Source organism: Streptomyces gelaticus (assembly GCF_014649535.1).
Taxonomy (GTDB): domain Bacteria; phylum Actinomycetota; class Actinomycetes; order Streptomycetales; family Streptomycetaceae; genus Streptomyces; species Streptomyces gelaticus.
In genome coordinates this window covers 112,176-137,616 of sequence record NZ_BMTF01000017.1, presented here as the reverse complement: position 1 = coordinate 137,616, position 25,441 = coordinate 112,176, and the positions used below count along the sequence as shown (strand labels likewise).

Annotated in this window: 20 protein-coding genes; 3 read left to right on the top strand and 17 right to left on the bottom strand. The window is 71.6% G+C overall.

What is annotated here, in order from left to right:
• Window positions 1–70: 70 nt before the first annotated feature.
• The 9 genes from IE107_RS23525 to rimP form a co-directional block, all read right to left on the bottom strand.
• Complete coding sequence (locus tag IE107_RS23525) at window positions 71–1,024, bottom strand: bifunctional riboflavin kinase/FAD synthetase (protein ID WP_189545986.1); 954 nt, start codon at window positions 1,022–1,024, stop codon at window positions 71–73.
• A gap of 43 nt (window positions 1,025–1,067) precedes the next feature.
• Entirely contained in the window at window positions 1,068–4,715 is a 3,648-nt protein-coding gene (locus tag IE107_RS23520) for a S1 family peptidase (RefSeq protein ID WP_189545984.1), read from the bottom strand.
• Window positions 4,716–4,930: 215 nt separating this feature from the next.
• The gene (gene truB / locus IE107_RS23515) at window positions 4,931–5,827 is read right to left on the bottom strand and encodes a tRNA pseudouridine(55) synthase TruB (RefSeq protein WP_189545982.1); all 897 of its coding nucleotides are present in this window, start codon (window positions 5,825–5,827) and stop codon (window positions 4,931–4,933) included.
• On the bottom strand, window positions 5,824–6,276 hold the full coding sequence (rbfA, locus tag IE107_RS23510; protein WP_189545980.1) for a 30S ribosome-binding factor RbfA: 453 nt from the start codon (window positions 6,274–6,276) through the stop codon (window positions 5,824–5,826). Before rbfA ends, truB begins: the two co-directional genes overlap by 4 nt.
• 25 nt (window positions 6,277–6,301) lie before the next feature.
• Entirely contained in the window at window positions 6,302–6,598 is a 297-nt protein-coding gene (locus IE107_RS23505; protein ID WP_189545978.1) for a DUF503 domain-containing protein, read from the bottom strand.
• A 167-nt stretch (window positions 6,599–6,765) separates the two neighbouring features.
• Window positions 6,766–9,828, bottom strand: a complete 3,063-nt coding sequence (gene infB / locus IE107_RS23500) for a translation initiation factor IF-2 (RefSeq protein ID WP_189545976.1) — start codon at window positions 9,826–9,828, stop codon at window positions 6,766–6,768.
• A 147-nt stretch (window positions 9,829–9,975) separates the two neighbouring features.
• A complete protein-coding gene (locus IE107_RS23495; RefSeq protein ID WP_072489326.1) occupies window positions 9,976–10,254 on the bottom strand; it encodes a YlxR family protein in 279 nt (92 codons plus the stop codon).
• Between the two features lie 123 nt (window positions 10,255–10,377).
• Window positions 10,378–11,418 (bottom strand): transcription termination factor NusA, encoded by a 1,041-nt coding sequence (gene nusA / locus IE107_RS23490; RefSeq protein ID WP_189545974.1) that lies wholly within the window; start codon window positions 11,416–11,418, stop codon window positions 10,378–10,380.
• A gap of 2 nt (window positions 11,419–11,420) precedes the next feature.
• Window positions 11,421–11,918 (bottom strand): ribosome maturation factor RimP, encoded by a 498-nt coding sequence (rimP, locus tag IE107_RS23485; protein WP_189545972.1) that lies wholly within the window; start codon window positions 11,916–11,918, stop codon window positions 11,421–11,423.
• A 177-nt stretch (window positions 11,919–12,095) separates the two neighbouring features.
• Between rimP and IE107_RS23480 the strand changes: the two genes are divergently transcribed.
• From IE107_RS23480 to IE107_RS23470, 3 genes are read left to right on the top strand one after another with little or no spacing between them, the layout of a single operon-like run.
• Complete coding sequence (locus IE107_RS23480) at window positions 12,096–12,623, top strand: hypothetical protein (protein WP_189545970.1); 528 nt, start codon at window positions 12,096–12,098, stop codon at window positions 12,621–12,623.
• Window positions 12,620–13,111 carry a ferritin-like domain-containing protein gene (locus IE107_RS23475; protein WP_189545968.1) on the top strand — a complete coding sequence of 164 codons (492 nt, stop codon included), beginning with the start codon at window positions 12,620–12,622 and terminating at the stop codon, window positions 13,109–13,111. Before IE107_RS23480 ends, IE107_RS23475 begins: the two co-directional genes overlap by 4 nt.
• Window positions 13,112–13,165: 54 nt before the next feature.
• A complete protein-coding gene (locus IE107_RS23470; RefSeq protein ID WP_189545966.1) occupies window positions 13,166–14,068 on the top strand; it encodes an aminoglycoside phosphotransferase family protein in 903 nt (300 codons plus the stop codon).
• Between the two features lie 58 nt (window positions 14,069–14,126).
• On the opposite strand, the gene IE107_RS23465 is transcribed toward IE107_RS23470, so the two are convergent.
• The 8 genes from IE107_RS23465 to IE107_RS23430 form a co-directional block, all read right to left on the bottom strand.
• Window positions 14,127–15,821: a proline--tRNA ligase gene (locus IE107_RS23465; RefSeq protein WP_189545965.1), complete on the bottom strand. Its 1,695-nt coding sequence runs from the start codon at window positions 15,819–15,821 to the stop codon at window positions 14,127–14,129.
• Between the two features lie 81 nt (window positions 15,822–15,902).
• Window positions 15,903–16,472: a GNAT family N-acetyltransferase gene (locus tag IE107_RS23460; RefSeq protein ID WP_189545964.1), complete on the bottom strand. Its 570-nt coding sequence runs from the start codon at window positions 16,470–16,472 to the stop codon at window positions 15,903–15,905.
• Between the two features lie 64 nt (window positions 16,473–16,536).
• Entirely contained in the window at window positions 16,537–17,382 is an 846-nt protein-coding gene (locus IE107_RS23455) for a GNAT family N-acetyltransferase (RefSeq protein WP_189545963.1), read from the bottom strand.
• A gap of 168 nt (window positions 17,383–17,550) precedes the next feature.
• Complete coding sequence (gene ispG / locus IE107_RS23450) at window positions 17,551–18,705, bottom strand: flavodoxin-dependent (E)-4-hydroxy-3-methylbut-2-enyl-diphosphate synthase (protein WP_189546043.1); 1,155 nt, start codon at window positions 18,703–18,705, stop codon at window positions 17,551–17,553.
• 180 nt (window positions 18,706–18,885) lie between these two features.
• Window positions 18,886–20,196 carry a M50 family metallopeptidase gene (locus tag IE107_RS23445; RefSeq protein WP_189545962.1) on the bottom strand — a complete coding sequence of 437 codons (1,311 nt, stop codon included), beginning with the start codon at window positions 20,194–20,196 and terminating at the stop codon, window positions 18,886–18,888.
• Window positions 20,193–21,446, bottom strand: a complete 1,254-nt coding sequence (gene dxr / locus IE107_RS23440) for a 1-deoxy-D-xylulose-5-phosphate reductoisomerase (protein WP_189545961.1) — start codon at window positions 21,444–21,446, stop codon at window positions 20,193–20,195. Before dxr ends, IE107_RS23445 begins: the two co-directional genes overlap by 4 nt.
• Before the next feature lie 177 nt (window positions 21,447–21,623).
• Complete coding sequence (locus IE107_RS23435; protein WP_189545960.1) at window positions 21,624–23,570, bottom strand: acyl-CoA dehydrogenase family protein; 1,947 nt, start codon at window positions 23,568–23,570, stop codon at window positions 21,624–21,626.
• A 308-nt stretch (window positions 23,571–23,878) separates the two neighbouring features.
• Complete coding sequence (locus IE107_RS23430; protein ID WP_189545959.1) at window positions 23,879–25,324, bottom strand: aldehyde dehydrogenase family protein; 1,446 nt, start codon at window positions 25,322–25,324, stop codon at window positions 23,879–23,881.
• Window positions 25,325–25,441: the final 117 nt, after the last annotated feature.

Here is a 25,441-nt window from a genome sequence, read left to right as displayed (position 1 = left end):
CGTGCAGGTTGGACCAGGACCGTTCCTGCGCGTGACGGTTCAGCCGTGCCCGGTACGTACGCGTGCCGGTTCAGTCGCGCTCGTACGCGGAGATCAGTTCGCCGCACCGCTTCACATCGGCGGCCATCGCCACGAGCAGGTCGTCGATCGAGTCGAACCTCAACATCCCGCGCACATACGCCAGGAAGTCCACCGCGACATGGAGCCCGTACAGATCGAGGCCGACGCGGTCGATCGCGTACGCCTCCACCGTCCGCTCCGTGCCGTCGAACTGCGGGTTCGTGCCGACCGAGATCGCGGCGGGCATCGCCTCGCCGCTCACGTTCAGCCAGCCCGCGTAGACGCCGTCGGCGGGGATCGCGGTGTGCGGCAGGGTCTCCACGTTTGCCGTGGGGAAGCCGAGCTCACGGCCGCGCTGCGCGCCGCGGACCACGATGCCCTCGACCCGGTGCGGGCGGCCCAGGATCTCGGCGGCGCCCGCGACATCGCCCTCGGCCACCAGCCGCCGGGTGAGGGTGGAGGAGAACGGCTCGCCACCGCCCGCCTCGCCACTCACGTACAGATCGATGACCTCGACGCGGTAGTCGTAGGTCTCACCGAATTCGGCGAGCAGCTGCACGTTCCCGGCGGCCTTGTGGCCGAAGCGGAAGTTCGGCCCCTCGATGACCAGCTGCGCGTGCAGCTTGTCGACGAGCACCTTCACGATGAAGTCGGCCGGCGCCAGCTTCGAGAACTCGCTGGTGAACGGCAGGATGAGCACCGCGTCCACCCCCAGCTCCGCCATCAGCTCGGCGCGCCGGTGGTGCGGGGCGAGCAGCGGCGGGTGGCTGCCGGGCCGTACGACCTCGCTGGGATGCGGGTCGAAGGTCACCACGACCGACGGCACGCCCAGCTCGCGGGCGCGCTCCACGGCGCGCCCGATGATCAGCTGGTGCCCGCGGTGCACCCCGTCATAGGAGCCGATGGTGACGACGCTGCGTCCCCAGTCCTGGGGGATGTCCTCCAAGCCACGCCAGCGCTGCACTCTGACCGCTCCTCACCCGAACCTGTGTACGTGGGTTTACCTCTTACGCAGGTCTAAGACTGCCATGCTCACGCCGCGCGGCCTGCATCGGCATCGCCTTCGCACTGCCCAGCGCCTCCACCGTCCGCCGTGCGCTCGGGCCGACGAGCGCCGCCCATTCCTGCGGGGCTCCGGTCAGCCACCCGCTGATCAGGACGGCGAATCCGGGCACGTCACGGGCGCATTCGACCAGCCGGCGGTCGAAGCGGGCCGCGCCCTCGGGGGTCCGGACCAGCAGGGTCCCGGTGCGGTGGACCAGGGCGCGGGTGCGGGCGGGAGCGCGCCCGCCGGAGCCGGCCGCGGCGGCCCGCAGGAGCGCGTCGAGCACAGCAGGATCCCGATGGGCCTCCTGCTCGAAATCCAGCAGGACCTCCAGCAGCTGCTCCCGCAGCGGCCCGGAGGCGGGGCTCCCGGGCGCCGCGAGCACTCCGGCGAGCGCTCCGCGTACCGGCGGCGGGACGGGACGGTCCCGCAGCAGCCCGGTCACCAGCGGCAGCAGCAGAGCGCGGGCGGCGGGGCCGCGCTCCAGTCTCCGGTCAATGTACGAGGCCGGGTGCACGGCGTCGTCCGGGTGGCTGTCGATGTAGGCGCGCACCAGCCCGGCGGTGTGCAGGGCGAGGGCGGGGGCGTCGATCCCGGCCAGTGAGCACAACACCTCACCCGCCCCGTCGTCCGGCCGGGTGAGCCGCTCCCGGAACGCGGCGAGCACCGGCTCCGGGTGGGTGGGCAGCGCGACGGCGAGCGCTTCCGCGGACGGCCCGGACTCCCCCGCCACGAAGGCCCGCAGCGCCTGCGGGAGGTACCGGTCCCGGGTCCTCGGATCCTGTACGAGGAAGGCGAGCGCGGCCCCGTGCAGGGTGGTGTCCGCCGGGCGGGCCAGCAGAGCCAGGGCGGATCCGCGCAGCAGCTCGCGGTCGGCGTCGAGGGTGGCGTGTGCCGAGGTGATCAGCGCGTACGAGGCGGCGGCGGTGCGGAGGTCGCGGCGGTCCTCGTCGTGGGCCCAGCGGTGGACGGCCCGGCACAGCGCGGAGGGCTCGTCCTCGGCGAGCGCGGCGAGCAGCTCCTCGGCCCTGGGGTGGGGGGTCGAGACGAGCGCGTCGGTCAGCTCGTCGACGGCCAGGTCCCGGCGGGCGTAGAGGAGCGCCTGGGCGGCGGCGGCCACGGTCGGCCGCATCGCGTCCCCGTCCCCGGCGGGGAGCGGGCGCTCGTCGGTGAACCAGCCGCAGAGCAGTGGCTGTACGGTCCGGGGCCGCTCGGCAAGACGGCGTGCCACCGCGTCCAGGAACCGCTCGCCGCCGTCGGGACACGTGCCCCCGGAGTGGTCGGCGTCGGCACGCGGTTCGCCGGGGGGCGGGCCGTCGGCGGGGACGAGGCGCCGGAACAGATCGATCCGGTCCGCCTCGGACAGCCTGAGCCGCCGCCAGAACCACGGCCCGAACGCGGCGTACGCCCCCGGGCCCCCCGGCGCGCCCGTGGCCGCCCGGCGCACGACCCGGCCGGCCAGGAGCCGCAGCACTCCGAGGTACGGCCGGGCGTCGGGCACCCGGAGCAGGGTCTGCGAGAGCAGCCGGACCGCCCACCAGCGAGCGTCGTGGCACGGTCCCGGATTCGCCCCGGCCCGCGTCGACAGCCGGTCCAGCGCCTCGATCAGATCGGCCAGCCGGTGGGAGAGGGCGGCCGGCCCCTGTCTGCGCCCCAGGAGCAGCAGTGCCTGGATCACCGGGCCGATGCGGTGGCGCGGTACGGGAAGGGTCCGCGTCCCGGTCGCCGCACTCGGTCTCCTCGGCTGCGGAACCCGGCCCTGGGCAGCCACGGCTCCTGGCCCGCGGCCCGGCCCCGCCTGCGCGTGCCAGCGGTGGACCAGCGCGTACAGCGCCGCGTCCACGTCCAGGTGGGCGCCCTGCACCCGGTCCCCCAGCTCCTCGTGCGCGAAGCGGTAGCCGGCGCCGGCCGGGACGAGCAGGCCCTCGGTGAGGACGGCCGACGCCCAGCCCGTGCGCCAGGGGAAGATCTCTTCGAACGCCGCCCGGTCCAGCTCGCCCTGCCCGGGGCCCAGACAGCGCCGTGCCGCCTCGTGGACCTGCCCCGCCACCCGGGCGGCCAGCCTGCGGACCGCGCCGCCCCCGGGCGCCGGACCGGACGCCGCGGCGATACGGACCGCGATGCGCAGGCACATCAGGTCCAGGTGGGCGCCGAAGACCTCCTCGGTGTCGGGCTGCCCGGCAACGTCCCCCGGCAGCGCGGCGCGCACCTGTGCGAGCAGGCCCAGGGTGAGCGGGTGCCGGTCGTGCCCGGGGACGAGCGCCTCGGGCGGGAGGGCGTACCGCTCCTTGGCCTGTCCGGCCTGGCCTGCGGTGAAGTCACCCAGGGGTACTGCGGGAGGCAGCCGCCCGGCCGGTTCTGCGGGGCGGTGCAGCGCGCCGGCCGGGCAGAGCGCACCGGCCGTCTCCCAGTACTCGGGGCCACAGGCGATGACCAGCCGCGCCCCGTTCCCCCGCAGCCATTCGACGGTGGCGGTGATCCACCCGGCTGGCTCGTGGGCCAGCCCGGGAGGCATCTCCTCGGGGCCGTCCAGCAGGACGAGCAGGGGACTTCCGGACTCCCCGGCCAGCCGGGCCACCCGCTCGGGGGTGGCGCTCGTCATGTCGCCCCGGGCGCCGGCGGCGGTGACGATCCTTCCTGCCCGGCGCAGTGCGCGGGCCACGGCGTCGGCGACCGAGGTGTCGTCGGCCAGCAGATCGGCGCCGCGCAGCCAGAGGGTGGGCGCGGGAACCGGGCCGCGCGCCCGGCGTGCGGTGAGCGCGGCCAGTTCGGTGGTACGGCCGGTGCCCGGCGCTCCGACGAGAGCGAGGACGACGGCGGGGCCGTCCGCTGCGGAATCGGTGCGGTCCGGGCTCGCGAAGGAGGTGAACTCCTCGATGACGTCCGGGCGTTCGACCGGATCGGGGCAGGCGGCCGGACCGTGGGCCGAACCGAGCGAGGTCGCGGTGAGGTGCAGGGCGCCCGCGAGGTTCAGATCGCGTCCGTAGCCGGGAACACTCGTGGCGTTGCGCCGCAGCAGGGCGCCGAGCGGGCCTTCGCTGCCCGCCGCCGCCCGGAGCGGCACGGCGAACCCCGCTCCCGCGTGCCCGGCGCGCAGCGCACTGCCCAGCACGGCGATGACCGCGCCGCTCTCCGGATCGAGGACGGGCCCGCCCACGGCCGCGCCGCCGAGCCGCAGGGCGTCCCTGCCGTCCGTGCCGAGCGCCAGCTCCAGCGCCACGCCGATCCGGTGGGAGCGGCCGTGCGCGGTGTACGTCACGGGGGCGGTGCCGAGCACCCGGGCCTCGCGCCAGCCGTGCGCGGCGATCGTCACATACGTACCGGCGTCGATCCGGTCGCGCAGGGCGATCGGGACCGGCTCCACACCCAGCTCGCCCGGCCCCGCGGTGTGCAGCAGGGCGAGATCCGTCTCGGGCAGCGCGGTGATGTCGTCGGCCTCGACGGTGCGGGTACGGCCGCCCGTTCCGTGCAGGACGAACCGGGTGGCGCCGGCCACGGCCTCATGGCTGGTCAGCACCGTGCCCCGGTCGTCCGCGACGAATCCGGTACCCCTCGGCCGGCCGGCCGGATCGCAGATACGTACCAGCGCTGCCCGGTCCCCGCTTCCCATGATCCGAACGTTAGGTCCGGTGATCAGCGCGTGTACCACTCGGAGTAAAAGCGCCCCCGAATGCACCCCTGATTCACTCCGAGCGCCTCCCCATTGGGGTGAATTAACGGCGTCCGATGGACAGAACAAGTGGGGGACCGTGGAGCGGGCGCCGGGATCTGCCCCGCCCGCTCCACGATGAGAATCCCGAAGGACCCGTTCGTGCTCGGAGCCCGTCAGGCGAAGACGGCGAGGCTCTTGGCCTTGCCCTTCTGCTCCTCGACGAGGACCAGGAACCGGCCGTCGGGCCCGAAGACGCCGACCGGTCCCGGCGGAAAGGCCGGCATGTCCAGCCGTACGCCGTTCAGCAGCAGCTTGGCGCGCTTCTCGTCCACGTCCCAGCGGGGGAAGGCCGCGGCGGCGGCCTCGGCCACCGGCATCACGGTCAGCTCCTGCTGGTGCTGGTCGAGCGTCCGCGCCACGTCCAGGCCGTAGGGCCCGACCCGGGTGCGCCGCAGCGCGGTCAGATGCCCGCCGACGCCGAGTCCGGCGCCCAGGTCCCGGGCGATCGCCCGGATGTACGTGCCCGAGGAGCAGACCACCGAGACGACCAGGTCGACGACCGGCGTGCCGTCCTCGGCGACCTCGGGGCGGACGTCGTAGACGTTGAAGGACGAGATCGTCACCGGCCGGGCCGGGATCTCGAACTCCTCGCCGCCGCGCACCCGCGCGTAGGACCGCTTGCCGTCGATCTTGATGGCGCTGACCTTGGACGGCACCTGCATGATCGGTCCGGTCAGGGCCGCGACCCCGGCGTCGATACCGTCACGTGTCACACCGGAGGCGTCGGTGGACGAGGTGATCTCGCCCTCGGCGTCGTCCGTGATGGTGTTCTGGCCCAGCCGGATCGTGCCGAGGTACTCCTTCTCGGTCAGTGCGAGATGGCCCAGCAGCTTGGTGGCCTTCTCGACACCGAGCACGAGAACGCCCGTCGCCATCGGGTCCAGCGTGCCGGCGTGGCCGACCCGGCGGGTACGGGCGATGCCGCGCATCTTGGCGACCACGTCGTGCGAAGTGAAGCCGGACGGCTTGTCGACGATGACAAGGCCGTCCGGCGTTTTCTGCGATGTCATTCGGAGGCGGCGTCCTCGTCGTTCTCGTCGCCCGCCTTGCGGTACGGGTCGGCACCACCGGCGTACGTGGCGCCCGAGGACGCCTCGCGCACCCGCGCGTCCGAGGCGCGCGCCCGGTCGAGGAGGTCCTCGATCGCCTTGGCGTTGCCCGGGAGGGCGTCCGCCACGAAGGCCAGCGTGGGGGTGAACTTCGTCCCCGCAGCCGCTCCGACCGCCGAGCGCAGGATGCCCTTGGCGCTCTCCAGACCGGCCGCGGCGCTGGCCCGCTCCTCGTCGTCGCCGTAGACCGTGTAGAAGACCGTGGCCTCCCGCAGGTCACCGGTGACCCGGGTGTCCGTGATCGTCACGTGCGTACCCAGACGCGGGTCCTTGATACCGCGCTGCAGTTTCTCGGCGACCACCTCCTGGATGAGGTCCGCCAGCTTTTTCGCCCGCGCGTTGTCGGCCACTGGTCCGTCTCCTTCTTCGCCTTGCTCAATCGTCTTCGTCGCTGTGTACCCGCCGTCGTACGGACAGCAGCTCCACTTCCGGGCGGGCGGCCACCAGCCGCTCGCACCGGTCCAGAACATCTGTGAGGTGTCCGGTGTCCCCGGAGACCACGGCAAGGCCGATCTCGGCCCTGCGATGGAGATCCTGACCGCCCACCTCCGCCACGCTCACCGCGTATTTGCGCTGGAGCTCGGCGACGATCGGGCGGACGACGGAGCGTTTCTCCTTCAACGACCGTACGTCGCCGAGAAGCAGATCGAAGGACAGTGTCCCCACATACATGTATGTCCGGATGTCCCGCCGGTTCGGGGTCGTGCCCCGCCAGTGCTTGGCAGGGACACCAGAACCGTACACGGAACGGCCGGGGCCGATCGACGGAAATACGACCCGTCGACCGGCCCCGACTGTTGAGGAGAGATCCGGGGGTCTCCCCCCGGAATTCCCGTGGATCAGCCTCGCGGCTTCTCGCGCATCTCGTACGTCGCGATGACGTCGTCGATCTTGATGTCGTTGAAGTTTCCGAGGTTGATACCGCCCTCAAAGCCTTCGCGGATCTCGGTGACGTCGTCCTTGAAGCGGCGCAGACCGGAGATGTTGAGGTTCTCCGCGATGACCTTGCCATCGCGCAGCAGGCGCGCCTTGGTGTTGCGCTTGACCTCGCCGGAGCGGACCAGCACACCGGCGATGTTGCCCAGCTTGGACGAGCGGAAGATCTCGCGGATCTCCGCCGTACCGAGCTCGACCTCTTCGTACTCCGGCTTGAGCATGCCCTTGAGGGCCGCCTCGATCTCCTCGATGGCCTGGTAGATCACCGAGTAGTAGCGGACGTCGACGCCCTCGCGCTCCGCCATCTGCTGGGCACGCCCGGCAGCGCGGACGTTGAAGCCGATGACGATGGCGTCGGAGCCGGTCGCCAGGTCGATGTCCGACTCGGTGACCGCACCCACACCGCGGTGCAGGACCCGGATGTCGACCTCGTCGCCGACGTCGAGCTGGAGCAGCGAGGACTCGAGAGCCTCCACCGAACCGGACGCGTCGCCCTTGATGATGAGGTTGAGCTCCTGGACCAGACCGGCCTTGAGCGCCTCGTCCAGGTTCTCCAGGGAGAACCGGACACCCTTGCGGGCGAAGTTGGCGTTGCGCTCACGGGCGGCACGCTTCTCGGCGATCTGACGGGCCGTACGGTCCTCGTCGACCACCAGGAAGTTGTCGCCGGCACCCGGGACGTTGGTGAGACCCAGCACGAGGACGGGGGTCGACGGACCCGCTTCCTCGACGTTGTTGCCGTTGTCGTCGAGCATCGCCCGGACACGGCCGTACGCGTCGCCGACCACCATCGTGTCGCCGATGCGCAGCGTGCCGCGCTGGACCAGGACGGTCGAAACGGCACCGCGACCGCGGTCGAGGTGGGACTCGATCGCAATACCCTGCGCGTCCTGCTCCGGGTTGGCCCGCAGGTCGAGCGAGGCGTCCGCGGTCAGGACCACGGCCTCCAGCAGCTGGTCGATGTGCAGACCCTGCTTGGCGGAGATGTCGACGAACATCGTGTCGCCGCCGTACTCCTCGGCCACCAGACCGAACTCGGTGAGCTGGCCGCGCACCTTGGTCGGGTCGGCGCCCTCGACGTCGATCTTGTTGACCGCGACCACGATCGGCACGTCGGCCGCCTTGGCGTGGTTCAGCGCCTCGATCGTCTGGGGCATCACACCGTCGTTCGCCGCCACCACGAGGATCGCGATGTCGGTGGACTTCGCACCACGGGCACGCATGGCGGTGAACGCCTCGTGACCCGGGGTGTCGATGAAGGTGATCTTCCGGTCCTCGCCGTTGACCTCGGAGGAGACCTGGTACGCACCGATGTGCTGCGTGATACCGCCGGCCTCGCCCGCGACGACGTTCGTCTTGCGGATCGCGTCCAGCAGTCGGGTCTTACCGTGGTCGACGTGACCCATGACGGTCACGACCGGCGGACGCGGGATGAGCGCCTCTTCGCCGCCCTCGTCCTCGCCGAACTCGATGTCGAAGGACTCGAGCAGCTCGCGGTCCTCCTCCTCGGGGCTGACGATCTCGAGGACGTAGTTCATCTCGTCCGCGAGCAGCTTGAGGGTGTCGTCGGAGACGGACTGCGTCGCCGTGACCATCTCGCCGAGGTTCATCATCACGGCGACGAGCGACGCCGGGTTGGCGTTGATCTTCTCCGCGAAGTCGGTGAGGGAGGCACCGCGCGACAGCCGGACGGACTGTCCGTTGCCGCGAGGCAGCATGACGCCGCCCACCGACGGGGCCTGCATGGCCTCGTACTCCTGGCGCCTCTGCCGCTTCGACTTGCGGCCACGGCGCGCGGGACCGCCGGGACGGCCGAACGCACCCTGTGTGCCACCACGGCCACCGGGGCCGCCGGGACGTCCACCGAAGCCGGGACGACCGCCGAAGCCGCCGCCACCGCCGGGACGACCCGCACCGCCACCGCCGCCACCGGGACGGCCGGCGAAACCGCCGCCACCGCCACCGGGACCGGCCGGACGGCCTGCGAAGCCACCGCCACCGGGACGGCCTGCGCCGCCGGGACGACCGCCGCCACCGGGACCACGGCCACCGCCGGGGCCACCACCGGGACGCGGGCCGGCAGCGGGACGCTGCGGCATCATGCCCGGGTTCGGACGGTTACCACCGGGGGCACCGCCCGGACGGGGAGCCTGCGGACGGGGCATGCCGCCCGGAGTCGGACGGGCGCCGCCCTGGCCCTGGGGTCGCGGAGCGCCACCGGGGCCGCCCTGCGGACGCGGGGCGCCCGGACGGTCCTGGCCGCCGCCGGGGCGCGGGGCGCCGCCGGGACGGGGCGCCTGCGGACGGGCCATGCCCGTCGAGCCACCGGAGGTGAAGGGGTTGTTGCCCGGACGAGGACCGGCCGGACGCGCGCCGGGGCGCGGGGCACCCTGGCCCGAGGGGCGGGCGGGGCGGTCGCCGCGCTCGCCACCACGGCCACCGTCGCGCTGGCCACCGTCACGCTGACCGCCGGCCGGGGCCGGACGGGCGGGGCGCGGACCGGGCGTGGCACCCGTGGGACGCGGGGCAGCGGGCTGGGCCGGAGCCGAGAACTCGGCGGCGGGCACCGGGGTCACCGGAGCGGGCTTGGGCGCGGGCTTCGGGCCCGGACGCGGGCCGGGAGCCGACGCGGAAGGCGCTGCGGGGGTGCTGCTCGCCGGGGCGGCGGGGGCCGGCTTGGGGGCCGGGGCGCCGGGCTTCGGGGCAGCGGGACGTGCCGCAGCGGCCGGGGAGGGCGCTGCGGGCTTTGCGGGCGTCGCCTTGCGGGGCGCGCCAGGCTTTGCAGCGGACTTGCCGGCGTTGCCGCCGGGCCCCTGCAGTGCGTCAGTCAACTTGCGTACAACCGGCGCCTCGATCGTCGAGGACGCCGAACGGACGAATTCACCGAGTTCTTGGAGCTTGGCCATGACGACCTTGCTCTCGACGCCGAACTCCTTGGCGAGTTCGTATACCCGGACCTTAGCCACTTCGCTCCTTTTAGGTCCGGGTTACCGCCGGACCGTCGCTACTTCATGGGCGTACTCATCGCGTACTCATCGAGTGCTCATCGCAATCTCGACCTACTTCCAACTCGCGAGGTACCTGACCGCACGGGGTCCCGTGCCGTTCATTTCTTACGGTGTCACCCGCTCGACGAACCGCTGCACTGCGGCGGGGTCGAACGGCCCCTTGGCCTTGAAGGCCCGGGGGAAGGCCCGGCGGCGAACCGCCAGGTCCAGACAGACGGAGGCGGGGTGTACATAGGCACCCCGGCCGGGCAGCGTACCGCGAGGATCGGGGACACAGGCGTCCCCGTCCGCGACGATGCGCAGCAGCTCGCTCTTGGCCGCCCGCTCCCGGCATCCCACACAGGTTCGCTCAGGGCAAGCGCGGGCGTGCGTCCGGCCAGACACGGTTAAGTCTACCTCCCCGCACCGACCTCACCCCTTTGGGGCAAAAATCGAACGGATGTTGTCGTGATCTCAGCGGCATGCCGCCCAGATGTATTCCCCGCGGGCGTATTTCCCGCAGACCGGTCAGCGGCGCTCGGACCGTTCGCGGGCCCGCTCGGCCCGCTCCCGGTCGGCCACGTCGCGCTCGGCGTCGGTCTCGGTGTCCGGGCGGATGTCGATGCGCCAGCCGGTGAGACGGGCGGCGAGGCGGGCATTCTGCCCCTCTTTGCCGATCGCCAGCGAGAGCTGGTAGTCCGGCACGGTGACCCGGGCGGACCGGGCACCGAGGTCGACGATCTCGACCTCACTCACCCGGGCGGGCGACAGTGCGTTGGCGACCATCTCGGCCGGGTCGTCCGACCAGTCCACGATGTCGATCTTCTCGCCGTGCAGCTCGGCCATGACATTGCGCACCCGGCCGCCCATCGGGCCGATGCAGGCTCCCTTGGCGTTCAGCCCGGAGCGGGTCGAACGGACCGCGATCTTGGTGCGGTGACCGGCCTCGCGGGCGATCGCGCAGATCTCGACGGAACCGTCGGCGATCTCCGGCACCTCCAGCGCGAAGAGCTTCTTCACGAGGTTGGGGTGGGTCCGCGACAGCGTCACGGACGGGCCACGCACACCCTTGGCGACCCGTACGACGTACGTACGCAGCCGCAGGCCGTGGGTGTACTCCTCGCCCGGCACCTGCTCCTGCACCGGCAGGATCGCTTCCAGCTTGCCGATGTCGACCAGGACGTTCTTCGGGTCCTTGCCCTGCTGGACGACGCCGGTCACGACATCGCCCTCGTGGCCCGCGTACTCACCGAACGTCTTGTCGTCCTCGGCGTCACGCAGCCGCTGCAGGATGACCTGCTTGGCGGTGGTCGCGGCGATCCGCCCGAAACCGGACGGGGTGTCGTCGAACTCCTTGGGCTCCTGGCCCTCCTCCAGGTCGGCCGGGTCCTCCTTCGCCCACACCGTCACATGGCCGCGCTCGTCGATCTTCACTCGCGCGCGGCGGTGGCTTCCGTCGGTACGGTGGTAGGCGATGAGGAGGGCCGACTCGATCGCCTCGACGAGCACGTCGAAGGGGATCTCCTTGTCCTGTGCCAAGCCCTTCAAGAGCTTCACATCGATGTCCACGGCTACGCCTCCTCTTCCTTCTTGTCCTTGCGGCTGAATTCGATCTCCACGCGTGCCTTGGCGATCTCGTCGAAGGCGACCCGGCGGGACGTGGGCTTGCGGCCCTTGACGCCCGGCACTTCGAGGTCGAGGCCCTCCTCGTCCACCGCGAGGATGCGGGCCACCAGCTCGCCGCCCTCGTGCAGACGGAGCTTGGCCAGGCGGCCCGTGGCACGTACGTAGTGGCGGTGCTCCGTCAGCGGACGGTCGGCACCGGGGGAACTGACTTCGAGGACGTACTCGCCCTCGCCCATCGCGTCGGTCTCGTCGAGCTTCTCGGAGATCGCGCGGCTCAGCTCGGCGCAGGCGTCCAGCTCGACGCCCTCTTCGGAGTCCACGACGATGCGCAGCACGCGACGGCGGCCGGCCCGGGACACCTCGATCTCTTCGAGGTCCAGCTGTTCGGCGCTGACGAGCGGTTCGAGCAGCCCGCGCAGCCTCTCGCTCTGGGTGGTGCTCATCCGGGTGACTCCTCGGCCGCGTGTGCTGTTGTGGGGATCGTCGCGTGTCAGGTCAAAGGGTATCCGGTCCCGAGGGGTGTTGCCGTCCGCCGGCTCCGCGGCCGCGGGTACGCTCGCCTGCGGTGATCACTTCAGGACAGATCCAGTCAAGTCAGGTCCAGGCCCGAAGGAGAACAGGTGCGGCGCATGGGGACGACGCGCAGAGGTGTCTTCACCGCGACGGGAGCGATCGCCCTGGGGGCGGTGCTGGCCGGCTGCGGTGACGGGCCCGGCAGCGGGAAGGAGTCCGGCCGGTCCGGGGCGGCGACCGCGGCCGAGCAGGCCTCCGTGGCACGGGCGGAGAAGCGGATCCGGGCGGCCGCAGTGCGGACCAGCCTGGAGCTGCTCGGCGGCTACGAGCACGTGATCAGGGCCCATCCCGCGACCGCCGCCGGGCTCTCGCCGCTGCGGGACGCCGTACGGGCCCATGCCAAGGCGCTGGTCCCGGCGGGCGGGCAGTCGCTCGCCCTCGGGCGTTCGCGGGCGACCGATGCCGGGGGCGCCCTGCGGGATCTGGCCGCGGCGGAGCGCCGCGCCGCGGACGCGCACCTGGCGGCCCTCCTGGAGGCCCCGCCGGAGCTGGCCCGGCTGCTGGCGTCGATCGCGGCGGCGGGCGCGGCCCACGCCTATCTGCTGACCGAACTGGCCAAGGAGAACTCGTCATGAGCGCCGGGACACAGAAGGCCGCCCAGGCGGCCCTGGCTGCCGAACACGCGGCGGTGTACGGGTACGGGGTGGTCGGCGGCCGGGTCGCCGCGGGCCGCCGGGCCGAGGCCACGGCCGCCTACCACGCGCACCGGGCCCGGCGCGACGCGCTGGTGCGGACGGTGCGCGGGCTGGGCGGTGAGCCGGTGGCGGCGCAGCCCGCGTACGCTCTGCCGTTCGCGGTGCCGGACCCGGCCGCGGCGCTGCGGCTGGCGGCCGTACTGGAGGACCGGGTCGCGGGCGTGTACTCCGATCTCGTCCGGGCCGCCGAGGGGCCGCTCAGGCGGGAGGCGGCCGACGCACTGCGGGAGGCCGCGATCCGCGCGGTCCGGTGGCGGGGCAGCGGCGTACCCTTTCCCGGGCTCGCCGAGCGGGCCGCCGACGGCACCGGCACGAAGGCGGGGGCGGCCGCGAACGCCGGGTCCGGTGCGAAGAACGGGCCGATGTGACCACCGGGTCCGGCGCGACGCACTGAAGAAGCTCTGAAAGGGAACAAAGCACGTATGGGTTTCGAACCGCCGCAGCGTCTGGTGCGGGCGCTGGGCGAGTCGTGCGGGGACGCGGCCGCCGCCGACTGGCTGGCGCGGCTTCCCGCACTGACCGAGGAAGCACTGTCCGCCGCCGGAGGGCCGGCCGTGGAGCGGGTCGCCGCCCCGGGCGGCCGCAGCAGTCTGGTCCTGCTGGTGACGTGTGCCGACGGCACCCCGGCCGCGCTGAAGATCGCATCGCCCGGGGCCGCGCCCGAACTGGAGCGGGCGGCGCTGGCCCACTGGAACGGCTGGGGCGCGGTGCGGCTCGTCGCCGCCGGACCCGGCGCACTGCTGCTGGAGCGGCTGCATCCCGAGGTGTCGCTGCGCTCGCTGCCGGAGGCGAAGGCGCTGCTCGAAGCGGCGGGAACGGTGCGTCGGCTGTGGGTCGAGCCGCCGGCCGGGCACGGTTTCGAGACGGTCACCGAGCGGACCGGACGCCGCATCGAGCCGATGCGCGCCTGCGCGGCGGCCGACCCGGGCCTGGAGCCACTGGTCTCCGCGGCACTCGCGGCGCGCGAGGAGCTGGTCGCCCGTTCCCCCGAACTCCTGCTGCTGCACGGCAACTTCCGCCAGAGCAAGGTGCTGGCCGGCGAGCGGGTGCCGTGGCTGACGGTCGGTCCCGAGCCGCTGGTCGGTGAGCGCGCCTACGATCTGGCACGCCTGGTGCGCGACCGCGTCGAGGACCTGATCGCCTCGCCCGGCGGCCCGGTGACGGCCCGGCGGCGGATCAGGAAGCTCGCCGATTCACTGGACGTGGACCGGGAGCGGCTGCACGGCTGGACGCTGTTCCGTGCGGTGGAATCGGGGACCCGGGCGCTGACGGCCGGCCGCCGCCAGGAGGGCGAGCTGTCGCTGGAGTTCGCGAGCTGGCTCTGAGCACCGGAAAGCCGCAGGCCCCCGCGCGGTGCGCGGGGGCCTGCGGCTTTCCGGTGTGTCAGGCGGTGAGGCGGGCGATCGCCTCGTCGACGGTGAGCTCCTCGCGCTCACCGGTGCGACGGTCCTTCAGCTCCAGGACACCCTCGGCCGAGCGGCGGCCGGCGACCAGGATCTTCGGTACGCCGATGAGCTCGGAGTCGGTGAACTTGACGCCGGGCGAGATGCCCGGACGGTCGTCGACCAGGACGCGCAGGCCCGCGGCGTTCAGCTTCTCGGAGACGTCGAGCGCCAGCTCGGTCTGGAGCGCCTTGCCCGCCGCGACGACGTGCACATCGGCCGGGGCGATCTCCCGGGGCCAGCACAGGCCCTTGTCGTCGGCGGTCTGCTCGGCGAGGGCGGCCACCGCACGGGAGACGCCGATGCCGTACGAGCCCATCGTGACGCGGACCGGCTTGCCCTGCTGGCCGAGGACGTCGAGGGAGAAGATGTCGGCGTACTTGCGGCCGAGCTGGAAGATGTGGCCGATCTCGATGGCGCGGTCCACCTGAAGGCCGGTGCCGCACTCGGGGCAGGGGTCGCCCGCCTCGACGACGACCACGTCGAGGTAGTCGTCGACCTCGAAGTCGCGGCCCGCGACGACGTTCTTCGCGTGCTTGCCCTCCTTGTTGGCGCCGGTGATCCAGGCGGTGCCGGGGGCGACGCGCGGGTCGGCGATGTAACGGACCTTCTCCAGGCCCTGCGGGCCGACGTAACCGCGTACCAGGTCGGAGCGGCCCTCGAAGTCCTCGGCGGTGACCAGCTCGACCACGGCGGGGGCGAGGTGCTCGCCGAGCTTGCCGAGGTCGACCTCGCGGTCGCCCGGCACACCCACGGCCACGATCTCGCCGTCGACCTTGACCAGCAGGTTCTTCAGGGTGGCGGAGGCCTCGACGCCGAGGTGCGCGGCGAGCGTCTCGATGGTCGGGGTGTCGGGGGTGTCCAGCTCCTCGACGGGGCCGTGCGCCGAGCCGTCCGCGGGGGTGGCCCTGAAGGTCACGGCCTCGGTGTTGGCCGCGTAGTCGCAGGCGGGGCAGTCGACGAAGGTGTCCTCACCGGCCGGGGCGGGCGCGAGGAACTCCTCGGACGCCGAGCCGCCCATGGCGCCGGAGACGGCGGAGACGATGCGGTGGTCGAGGCCGAGCCGCTCGAAGATCCGGATGTAGGCGGCGCGGTGGAGCTGGTACGCCTCGGCGAGACCCTCGTCGGTGGTGTCGAAGGAGTACGAGTCCTTCATCTGGAACTCGCGGCCGCGCAGCACGCCGGCCCGGGGGCGGGCCTCGTCGCGGTACTTGGTCTGGATCTGGTACAGGATCACGGGCAGGTCCTTGTAGGACGAGCACATGTCCTTGACGACCTGGGTGAAGATCTCCTCGTGGGTGGGGCCGAGGAGGTAGTCGGCGCCCTTGCGGTCCTTGAGCCGGAACAGCAGCTCGCCGTACTCGTCGTACCGCCCGCTCGCCTCGTACGCCTCCTTGGGCAGCAGCGCGGGGAGCAGCACCTCCTGGCCGCCGATGGCGTCCATCTCCTCGCGGACGACGCGGGTGATGTTCTCCAGGACCTTCTTGCCGAGCGGCAGCCAGGTCCAGATTCCGGCCGCGGTGCGACGAACGTAACCGGCCCGGACGAGCAGCTTGTGGTTGAGCGTCTCGGCGTCGGCCGGGTCGTCGCGCAGTGTCTTGATCATCAATCGGGACATGCGCTGGACCTGGGCCATGGTGAACTCCTGCTCGGAAAGGTTGATGTGCAGGAGGTTAGCCGGGTGGCACGGGTGGGCGGAAATCCATTGTCCGCGTTCTCAGCCCCTGCGACGCAGCGGGAGCGGCGCTCCCATCACGGCGTACGGCTTGGGAGCACTGGGAAAGAGCACCTGACGTGCCAGGTCCTGGTAGCCGAGACTGCGGTACAGACCACGTGCCGGACTCTCGGTGTCGACGGCGGAGAGGATGGACCGGGGCTGGTCGACGGCGTCGGTGATGGTGGTGATCAGGCTGCGCCCGATGCCCCGGTTCTGGAACCGCGGCAGGACGTGCAGCTCGGTGATGACGAAGGAGTCGTCGAGCCAGTGCACGCAGCCGGTGGCGCGGAGGTAGGGCTCGACCACGGTGGACCACCACTGGCCGCGTTCGTTCGGCATGCCGTAGACGAAGCCGACGAGCCGCTCGTCGGCGGTGGTGGCGCCGAGGGCGCGGGCATCGGGGTGGTCGAGGTGTCTGAGGACGATGTGGCGCCGTACCTCGATCTCTTCGGGACCCAGACCGAAGGCGACGGCCTGCACGGCGAGTGCCTCGTCCACGCGCGCGGCGAGATCGATGGGCCCGATCCGGACGCTGGGAGTGCGGGGGCCGCCCCCGGAATCTGCTGCCATGCGCCGACCCTACTGGCCGGGGCGGGGTACGGGGTACGGGTCGGTGGCGCCGACGGCCGGGGGGTCAGAACAGCACGCTCATGAACGCGCCGGCCTCCCGGAAGCCGACCCGGGCGTAGGCCCGGCGCGCGGGGGTGTTGTAGTCGTTCACGTAGAGGCTGACGACCGGGGCGACATCGGCCAGCGCGTAGCGCAGGACCGCCGCCATGCCCGTTTCGGAGAGTCCGCGGCCGCGGTGTTCGGGGGCGACCCAGACGCCCTGGATCTGGCAGGCCTGCGGGGTCGCGGCGCCGATCTCCGCCTTGAAGACGACCTTGCCGTTCTCGATCCTGGCGAAGGAACGGCCGGCTCCGACGAGCTCGGCGACGCGTGCCTGGTAGAGGAGCCCGCCGTCGCCCGCGAGCGGGGAGATGCCGACCTCCTCGGTGAACATCGCCACGCAGGCCGGCATGACGACGTCCATCTCGTCCTTGCGGATCCGGCGGACCAGCGGGTCGGGGGTGATGTCGGCGGACGGACTCTCGGTGACCATCAGCGGCTGGTTCGCCCGGACTTCGCGGGCGGGGCCCCAGCCGGGTTCGAGGAGCCGCCACAGCTGGGCGGTGGGTTCGGCGGGGCCGACGATCGAGGAGCAGCGGCGGCCGGCCCTGCGAGCCCGGTCGGCGAAGGCCCGGACGGCCTCGGGGGTGGCGCAGATGGGGACGAGGTTGGCGCCCGAGTAGCAGAGCGAGCGGAGGCTGCCGCCGGTGTACCAGCCCCACATCTCGCCGCCGAGGCGCCAGGGATCGAGCCCCGCGATCTGGACCCGTGACGTCACGAAGGCGTTGGCGACGGGCTCGCTCTCCAGGACGGCGAGAGCGGCACCGAGGTCGCCGGGTTCGAGGACCCGGGTGGTGGTCTGCGTCAACACGAGGGGGCCTCACCATACGGTCTGCTGATTTCCGCACTGTAACCGACGCGGCTGATCCGTGCCGCCCGCGCCTGCGAACAGGGTCCGCGGTGCTCGGTGAGGTCGCTCACGGCGGCGCCCCGCCGGTCGGTGGCCGTCCGGCGGGGCGCTGCGGTGCGGGTCATGGGTTCAGCTGACGGAGACCTCGGGCTCGCCCGAGGCGATGCCGTCCTTCTCCATCTGCTCGGCGATCTTCATGGCCTCTTCGATCAGCGTCTCGACGATCTTCGACTCCGGCACGGTCTTGATGACCTCGCCCTTCACGAAGATCTGTCCCTTGCCGTTGCCCGAAGCAACACCCAGATCCGCCTCGCGGGCCTCACCCGGACCATTGACGACACAGCCCATCACGGCCACCCGCAACGGCACCTCCATGCCCTCAAGACCCGCCGTCACCTGGTCCGCCAGCTTGTACACATCCACCTGCGCCCGCCCGCACGACGGACACGACACGATCTCCAGCCGCCGCTGACGCAGATTCAGCGACTCCAGGATCTGGATACCGACCTTGACCTCCTCGGCCGGCGGCGCCGACAACGACACCCGGATCGTGTCCCCGATCCCCTCCGACAGCAACGCACCGAACGCCACAGCCGACTTGATCGTCCCCTGGAACGCCGGCCCCGCCTCCGTCACCCCCAGGTGCAACGGATAGTCACAACGAGCCGCCAGCTGACGGTACGCATTCACCATCACCACCGGATCGTTGTGCTTCACCGAGATCTTGATGTCCCGGAAACCGTGCTCCTCGAACAGCGACGCCTCCCACAGCGCCGACTCCACCAGCGCCTCGGGAGTCGCCTTCCCGTACTTCGCCAGCAACCGCGCATCCAGCGAACCCGCGTTCACGCCGATCCGGATCGGCGTACCCGCATCGTTCGCCGCCCGCGCGATCTCCTTCACCTTGTCGTCGAACTGCTTGATGTTCCCCGGGTTCACCCGCACCGCCGCGCAGCCCGCGTCGATCGCCGCGAACACATACTTCGGCTGGAAGTGAATATCCGCGATCACCGGGATCTGCGACTTCTTCGCGATCGTCGCCAGCGCGTCCGCGTCGTCCTGCGTCGGACACGCCACCCGCACGATCTGACAGCCGGACGCCGTCAGCTCCGCGATCTGCTGCAACGTCGCACCGACGTCCGACGTCCGCGTCGTGGTCATCGACTGCACCGACACCGGCGCATCCCCGCCCACGGCAACCGACCCGACCTGGATCTTGCGGCTGATCCTCCGGTCGGCGAGCTTGGTCGGAACGGACGGAATTCCGAGAGAAATCGCAGTCATGCGCTGAGCATCCCCAAGGTGTGGATCGAGGTCCCGAGATCGGCGGGCTCCGGCCTTCGAGGTTACGGCACCGACGGCAGCCCGGAGCACACCACGTCCAGGAGCACCACAGAAAAGCGGCGGCCCGGACACACACTGTGTGCCGGGCCGTCACTCGTGGTGCACGAGATGCTCGGTGGGTCAGGAGATCTTGACCGGATTCACGATGTCGGCGACCAGCACCAGCAGTGTGAAACAGATGAAGACCCCGGCGACGACATAGGCGACCGGCATCAGTTTGGCCACGTCGAAGGGGCCCGGATCGGGGCGTTTGAAGACCCGTGCCACATTGCGGCGCAGGGCCTCCCAGAGCGCTCCGGCGATGTGCCCGCCGTCGAGCGGCAGCAGGGGCAGCATGTTGAAGAGGAACAGCGAGAGGTTGAAGCCCGCCAGCAGGAACAGCATCATCGCGATCTGGTTCTGCGCCGGTACGTCCAGCGTCATCACCTCGCCGCCGATCCTGGCCGCGCCGACCACGCCGACCGGGGAGTCCGCGGCCCGCTCGCCGTCGCCGAAGGCGGCGTCCCACAGACCCGGGATCTTGGACGGAAGGGCGATGATCGAGTCGACGCCGTTCTCGACCATGTCTCCCATGCGGACGACCGAGTCGCCGAAGGAGAGCGGGACGATCTCGGTCTGGGCGGCGAAGCCGAGGTAGCCGGCCCGGATGTACTGATCGGGGATCACCTCGCCCTTGGAGTCCTTCTTCGCCACCGCGTTCTCCTTGAGCACGGCGTGGAGGGTCTGCTCCTGGCCGTCGCGCAGGACGGTGATGTTGGCGGGGCCGATGGTGTCGCGGATCTTGTCGGAGAGCGTGGCCCAGTCGTCGACCTTCTGGCCGTCGAAGGCGACGATCTTGTCGCCCTTCTTGAGTCCCGCCGCCTGGGCGGGCGAGACCGGGTCGGACTTCTTGCAGGTGTTGCGGTTCTCGCTCTGGGCGATCACGCACTTCTGGACACCGGCCACCTCGGTGGTCTGGGTCTGGAAGCCGAAGGTCATCGCCACACCGATGAAGATCGCGACGGCGAGGACCAGGTTCATGAACGGTCCGGCGAACATCACAATGACGCGCTTCCACGGCTTGCGCGTGTAGAAGAGGCGCTTCTCGTCACCCGGTTCGAGCTCTTCGAAGGCGGCGGACCTGGCGTCCTCGATCATGCCGCGCCACGGCGAGGTGGACCGCGCCTCCAGGCGCCCGTCCTCTCCCGGCGGGAACATGCCGATCATGCGGATGTAGCCGCCGGCCGGGATGGCCTTGATCCCGTACTCGGTGTCGCCCTTCTTCCGCGACCAGATCGTCGGCCCGAATCCGACCATGTACTGGGGGACGCGGATACCGAAGAGCTTGGCCGTCGACAGGTGCCCGAGCTCGTGCCAGGCGATCGAGAACAGCAGACCGATGGCGAAGACGACGATGCCCAGAATCGTCAACAGGACCGTCGTAATACTCATGCGCGCGCCTCCGCTGTCGCTTTCGCCGAGAGTTCACGGGCCCGGGCGCGTGCCCAGGTCTCCGCTTCCAGGACGTCTGCGACCGTGAGCGAAGTTCCCGTGGCGGGGGTGCCGTGTTCTGTCACCACCGCGGTGACCGTATCCATGATTCCGTTGAACGGCAGCCGTCCGGCGAGGAATGCGTCGACGCATTCCTCGTTGGCGGCGTTGAAGACGGCCGGTGCGGTGGCCCCGAGCGTGCCGACGTGCCTGGCCAGCCCGACGGACGGGAAGGCCTCGTTGTCGAGGGGGAAGAACTCCCAGCTGGACGCCTTGGACCAGTCGAAGGCGGGGGCGGCGTCCGGGACACGGGCGGGCCAGCCCAGGCCGATGGCGATCGGGCCCCTCATGTCCGGGGGCGTGGCCTGGGCAAGGGTGGAGCCGTCGGTGAACTCCACCATGGAGTGAACGTACGACTGGGGGTGGACGACGACCTCGATCCGGTCGAACGGGATGTCGTAGAGGAGATGGGCCTCGATGACCTCCAGCCCCTTGTTGACCAGGGTGGCGGAGTTGATCGTGATGACCGGTCCCATGGCCCAGGTCGGGTGGGCGAGGGCCTGCTCGCGTGTGACGTCCGCCAGCTCGCTCTTCGTCCGTCCCCGGAAGGGGCCGCCGGAGGCGGTGACCACGAGCTTGCGTACGTCGGCGCGGGTACCGGCGCCCAGCGCCTGGAAGAGCGCGGCGTGCTCGGAGTCGACCGGGATGATCTGGCCGGGCTTCGCCAGCGCCTTGACCAGCGGGCCGCCGACGATCAGCGACTCCTTGTTGGCCAGCGCGAGCGTGCGGCCCGCCTCCAGTGCGGCGAGCGTCGGGGCGAGTCCGATCGAGCCGGTGATTCCGTTGAGCACGGTGTGGCAGTCGCTCGCCGCCAGCTGTGCGGCGGCGTCGGGCCCCGCCAGGATCTCGGGGAGCGGCTCACCCGTCCCGTACTGCTCGTGCAGCGCCTCACGCAGGGCCGGTACGGCGTCCGGTGCGGCGACGGCCACGGTGCGCACCCGCAGCCGCCGCGCCTGCTCGGCGAGGAGGGCGACCCGTCCACCGGCGGCGGAGAGCGCGGTGACGCGGAAGCGGTCGGGGTTGCGCAGCACCAGGTCGATGGCCTGGGTGCCGATGGAGCCGGTGGAGCCGAGGATGACGAGATCCCGGCGGCCTTCGGCTGCGTCGAAGACGAGGTGCGGGTCGGCGAGGGGGGCAGGGCTGTCGCTCATGCCCCCCATTGTTGCCGCTCCGCCTGTGGGCGTGGACAGTGCGTCCCGTGCACGGGGCGGGCGGGGCGCCGCGGCCCCGGCCGTGATCCGCCGGACGCACCCCGGGCCTCGTGGAATCCCGGGTACGTCTTCCGTACGCAGGGGCCGTCGAACGTGATGCCCGGCCCGGCCGGTGGTTCAGCGGACGGTCCGGTGGACGTTCTCCCGGGCGGACGGCCCCGGGGTGGCGTCGGCGATCCAGGGCCCTTCGCCGCTCGGGTCGACGACGCCCTCCTCCAGCCAGGTGTACGCACCGGACAGGACGCCGTCGACCAGACGCCGGTCCAGGTCGTCGGTGTTGGACCACAGCCGGGTGAAGAGCTCCTCGACCCGGACGCGGGACTGGTGGCAGAAAACGTCGGCCAGCCGGTAGGCCTCGCGTCCGTGGTCGCCCGAGGAGCGCAGCAGTTCGGCGCGTACGCAGGCGGCGCTCATCGCGAAGAGTTCCGCGCCGATGTCGACGATCCGTCCGAGGAAGCCCTGCTTGGTCTCCATCCGGCCCTGCCAGCGCGACATGGCGTAGAAGGTGGAGCGTGCGAGCTTCCGGGAGGCGCGCTCGACGTAGCGCAGATGGGCGGACAGGTCGGGGTGGCCGGAGGGGTTGAACTCCCCGTAAGTGCGCGGGAGTTGCCCCGGTCCCGTGACGAGCCTGGGCAGCCAGCGGGCGTAGAAGCCGGCCGCGTTCGCGCCCGCCTTCGCCTTGGCGGAGAGGGGCTTGTCGGGGTCGATGATGTCCCCGGCGACCTTCAGATGGGCGTCCACGGCCTCGCGGGCGATCAGCAGATGCATGATCTCGGTCGAGCCCTCGAAGATCCGGTTGATCCGCAGATCGCGCAGGAGCTGTTCGGCGGGGACGGCCCGCTCGCCGCGGGCGGCGAGGGAATCGGCGGTCTCGAAGCCGCGTCCGCCGCGGATCTGGACGAGTTCGTCGGCCATCAGACAGCCCATCTCGGAGCCGTACAGTTTGGCGAGGGCGGCTTCGATACGGATGTCGTTGCGGTTCTCGTCCGCCATCTGCGAGGAGAGGTCGACCACCGCTTCGAGCGCGAAGGTGGTCGCGGCGATGAAGGAGATCTTGGCGCCGACGGCCTCGTGCCGGGCGACCGGCCTGCCCCACTGCTCGCGTACCGCGGACCATTCGCGGGCGATTTTCAGACACCATTTCCCGGCGCCGACGCACATGGCGGGCAGCGAGAGCCGTCCCGTGTTGAGCGTGGTGAGGGCGATCTTGAGCCCGGCGCCCTCGGGTCCGATGCGGTTCGCGGCCGGGACCCGGACCCGGTGGAAACGGGTGACTCCGTTCTCCAGGCCGCGCAGGCCCATGAAGGCGTTGCGGTTCTCGACGGTGATGCCCGGGGAGTCCGCCTCGACGACGAACGCGGTGATACCGCCCTTGTGGCCCTCCGACTTCGGTACCCGGGCCATCACGACGAGCAGATCGGCGACGACGCCGTTGGTCGTCCACAGCTTCACCCCGTCGAGGACGTAGTCGGGCCCGTCCGGTACGGCCGAGGTGGCGAGCCGGGCCGGGTCGGAGCCGACGTCCGGTTCGGTGAGGAGGAACGCCGAGATGTCGGTACGGGCCAGCCGGGGCAGGAAGGTCTCCTTCTGCTCCTGGCTGCCGAAGATCTTCAGCGGCTGCGGCACACCGATGGACTGGTGGGCGGAGAGCAGCGCGCCGATGGCCGGGCTCACGGAGCCGACCAGGGCGAGGGCCTTGTTGTAGTAGACCTGGGTCAGGCCGAGGCCGCCGTACTTGGGATCGATCTTCATCCCGAGCGCGCCGAGCTCCTTGAGACCGCTGATCACCTCGTCGGGGATTCTCGCCTCGCGCTCGATCAGGGCGCCGTCGATCCTCGTCTCGCAGAACTCGCGCAGCCGGGCGAGGAAGGCCTCGCCGCGCCGGACGTCGTCCGGGGGCGGCATCGGATGCGGATGGATCAGGTCGAGCCGGAAGCGCCCGAGGAAGAGTTCCTTGGCGAAGCTCGGCTTGTGCCAGTCCTGTTCGCGCGCGGCCTCGGCCACTTGGCGCGCTTCACGCTCGGTGACCCTGGGCGTGTTCTTGGGGGCGGATGGTGCGGACATGAGGAGCTCACCTCGCCGCGTTGTGAGTGGGTGGACGCGGCCGGTCCGCGTGGGAGGCGCCCACCGGTACCAACCGGCTCTACTCGTCCGTATGTACCTGAATCCTGACACGCCCACCATCCCCCGGACGCCGATCGGGTCGCGGGCCACCCGACCGACCCGCCTGCGGTGGCGGACACGACGGAAACGCGGAGACGGCCTGAACCCCCGCACAGTTTGGGTTCAGGCCGTCTCGCTGCCGCCTGCTGTCGTGCTGTCCAGGCGGAACACAGGCGACGTCGGTGGATCGGTTCGATCCGGTTCGCGGACTACAGGGCGAGGCCGGTGAGAACCAGCACGCGCTCGTAGGTGTAGTCGTCCATGGCGTAGCGGACGCCCTCGCGGCCGACGCCGGACTGCTTGGCACCGCCGTACGGCATCTGGTCCGCGCGGTAGGAGGGGACGTCACCGATGATCACGCCGCCGACCTCGAGGGCGCGGTGGGCGCGGAAGGCGGTCTGCAGGTCGTGCGTGAACACACCTGCCTGCAGGCCGTACTTGGAGGAGTTGACGGCCGCGAATGCCTCGGCCTCGCCGTCCACCTTCTGCACGGACAGCACCGGTCCGAAGACCTCCTCGCAGGAGAGGGTGACGTTGTCCGGGAGCTCCGCGAGCACCGTCGGGGCGTAGGTGGCACCGTCCCGCTTGCCGCCGGTGAGCAGCTGGGCGCCGGCCTGCACGGCCTCGTCGACCCAGGACTCGACACGCTTGGCGGCGTCCTCGCTGACCAGCGGGCCGACGTCGGTGGCGGCGTCCGACGGGTCGCCGGTGACCTGGGCCTCGACCGCGGCGACGATCTTCGGGACGAGCCGGTCGTAGACCGAGGCGTCCGCGATGACGCGCTGCACGGAGATGCAGGACTGGCCGCCCTGGTAGTTGGAGAAGGTCGCGATACGGGTCGCGGCCCAGTCCAGGTCCTCGTCCGAGGCGTAGTCGCCGAGGACGACCGCGGCGCCGTTGCCGCCGAGCTCAAGGGTGCAGTGCTTGCGCGGCACCGACTCCATGATCGAGTAGCCGACGGGGCCGGAACCGGTGAAGGAGATCACGGGCAGGCGCTCGTCCTGGACCAGGGCGGGCATCCGGTCGTTGGGGACCGTCAGCACGGACCAGGAACCGGCCGGCAGGTCGGTCTCGGCCAGCAGCTCGCCCAGGATCAGGGAGGAGATCGGGGTGGCCGGGGCGGGCTTCAGGATGATCGGGGCGCCGACGGCGATGGCCGGGGCCACCTTGTGGGCGCTCAGGTTCAGCGGGAAGTTGAACGGCGCGATGCCGAGGACCGCACCGCGCGGGAAGCGGCGGGTCAGGCCGAGACGGCCGGTGCCACCGGCGTCGGTGTCCAGGCGCTGGGCGTCGCCGCCGTTGAAGCGGCGGGCCTCCTCCGCGGCGAACCGGAACACCGAGACGGCGCGGCCGACCTCGCCGCGGGCCCACTTGATGGGCTTGCCGTTCTCGGCGGAGATCAGCTGGGCGATCTCCTCGGTGCGCTCCACCAGACGCCGTACGACGTGGTCGAGTGCGGCGGCCCGGACGTGCGCCGGGGTCGCGGCGAACTCCTCGCGCACGGCGTGCGCGGCCGCGACGGCCTCCTCGGTCTGGGCGTCGGTCGGCACGCTGACGGTGCCGACGAGACGGCCGTCCCAGGGGTTGGTGACGTCGAAGCTGTCCTCGCCGGTGGCCTGGCGGCCGGCGAGCCAGAAGGCGTGGGTGGAAGTCATGGAGGTTCCGGCCCTTCGGAGCGGTGGGGGTTTCCTGCCCCCACCGTAGGGCCGCGCGGCCTCCCTGGCGTTTGTCCGGGGTGGAGAAGTGCGCACCGGGGACACGCCGCTTTGTCG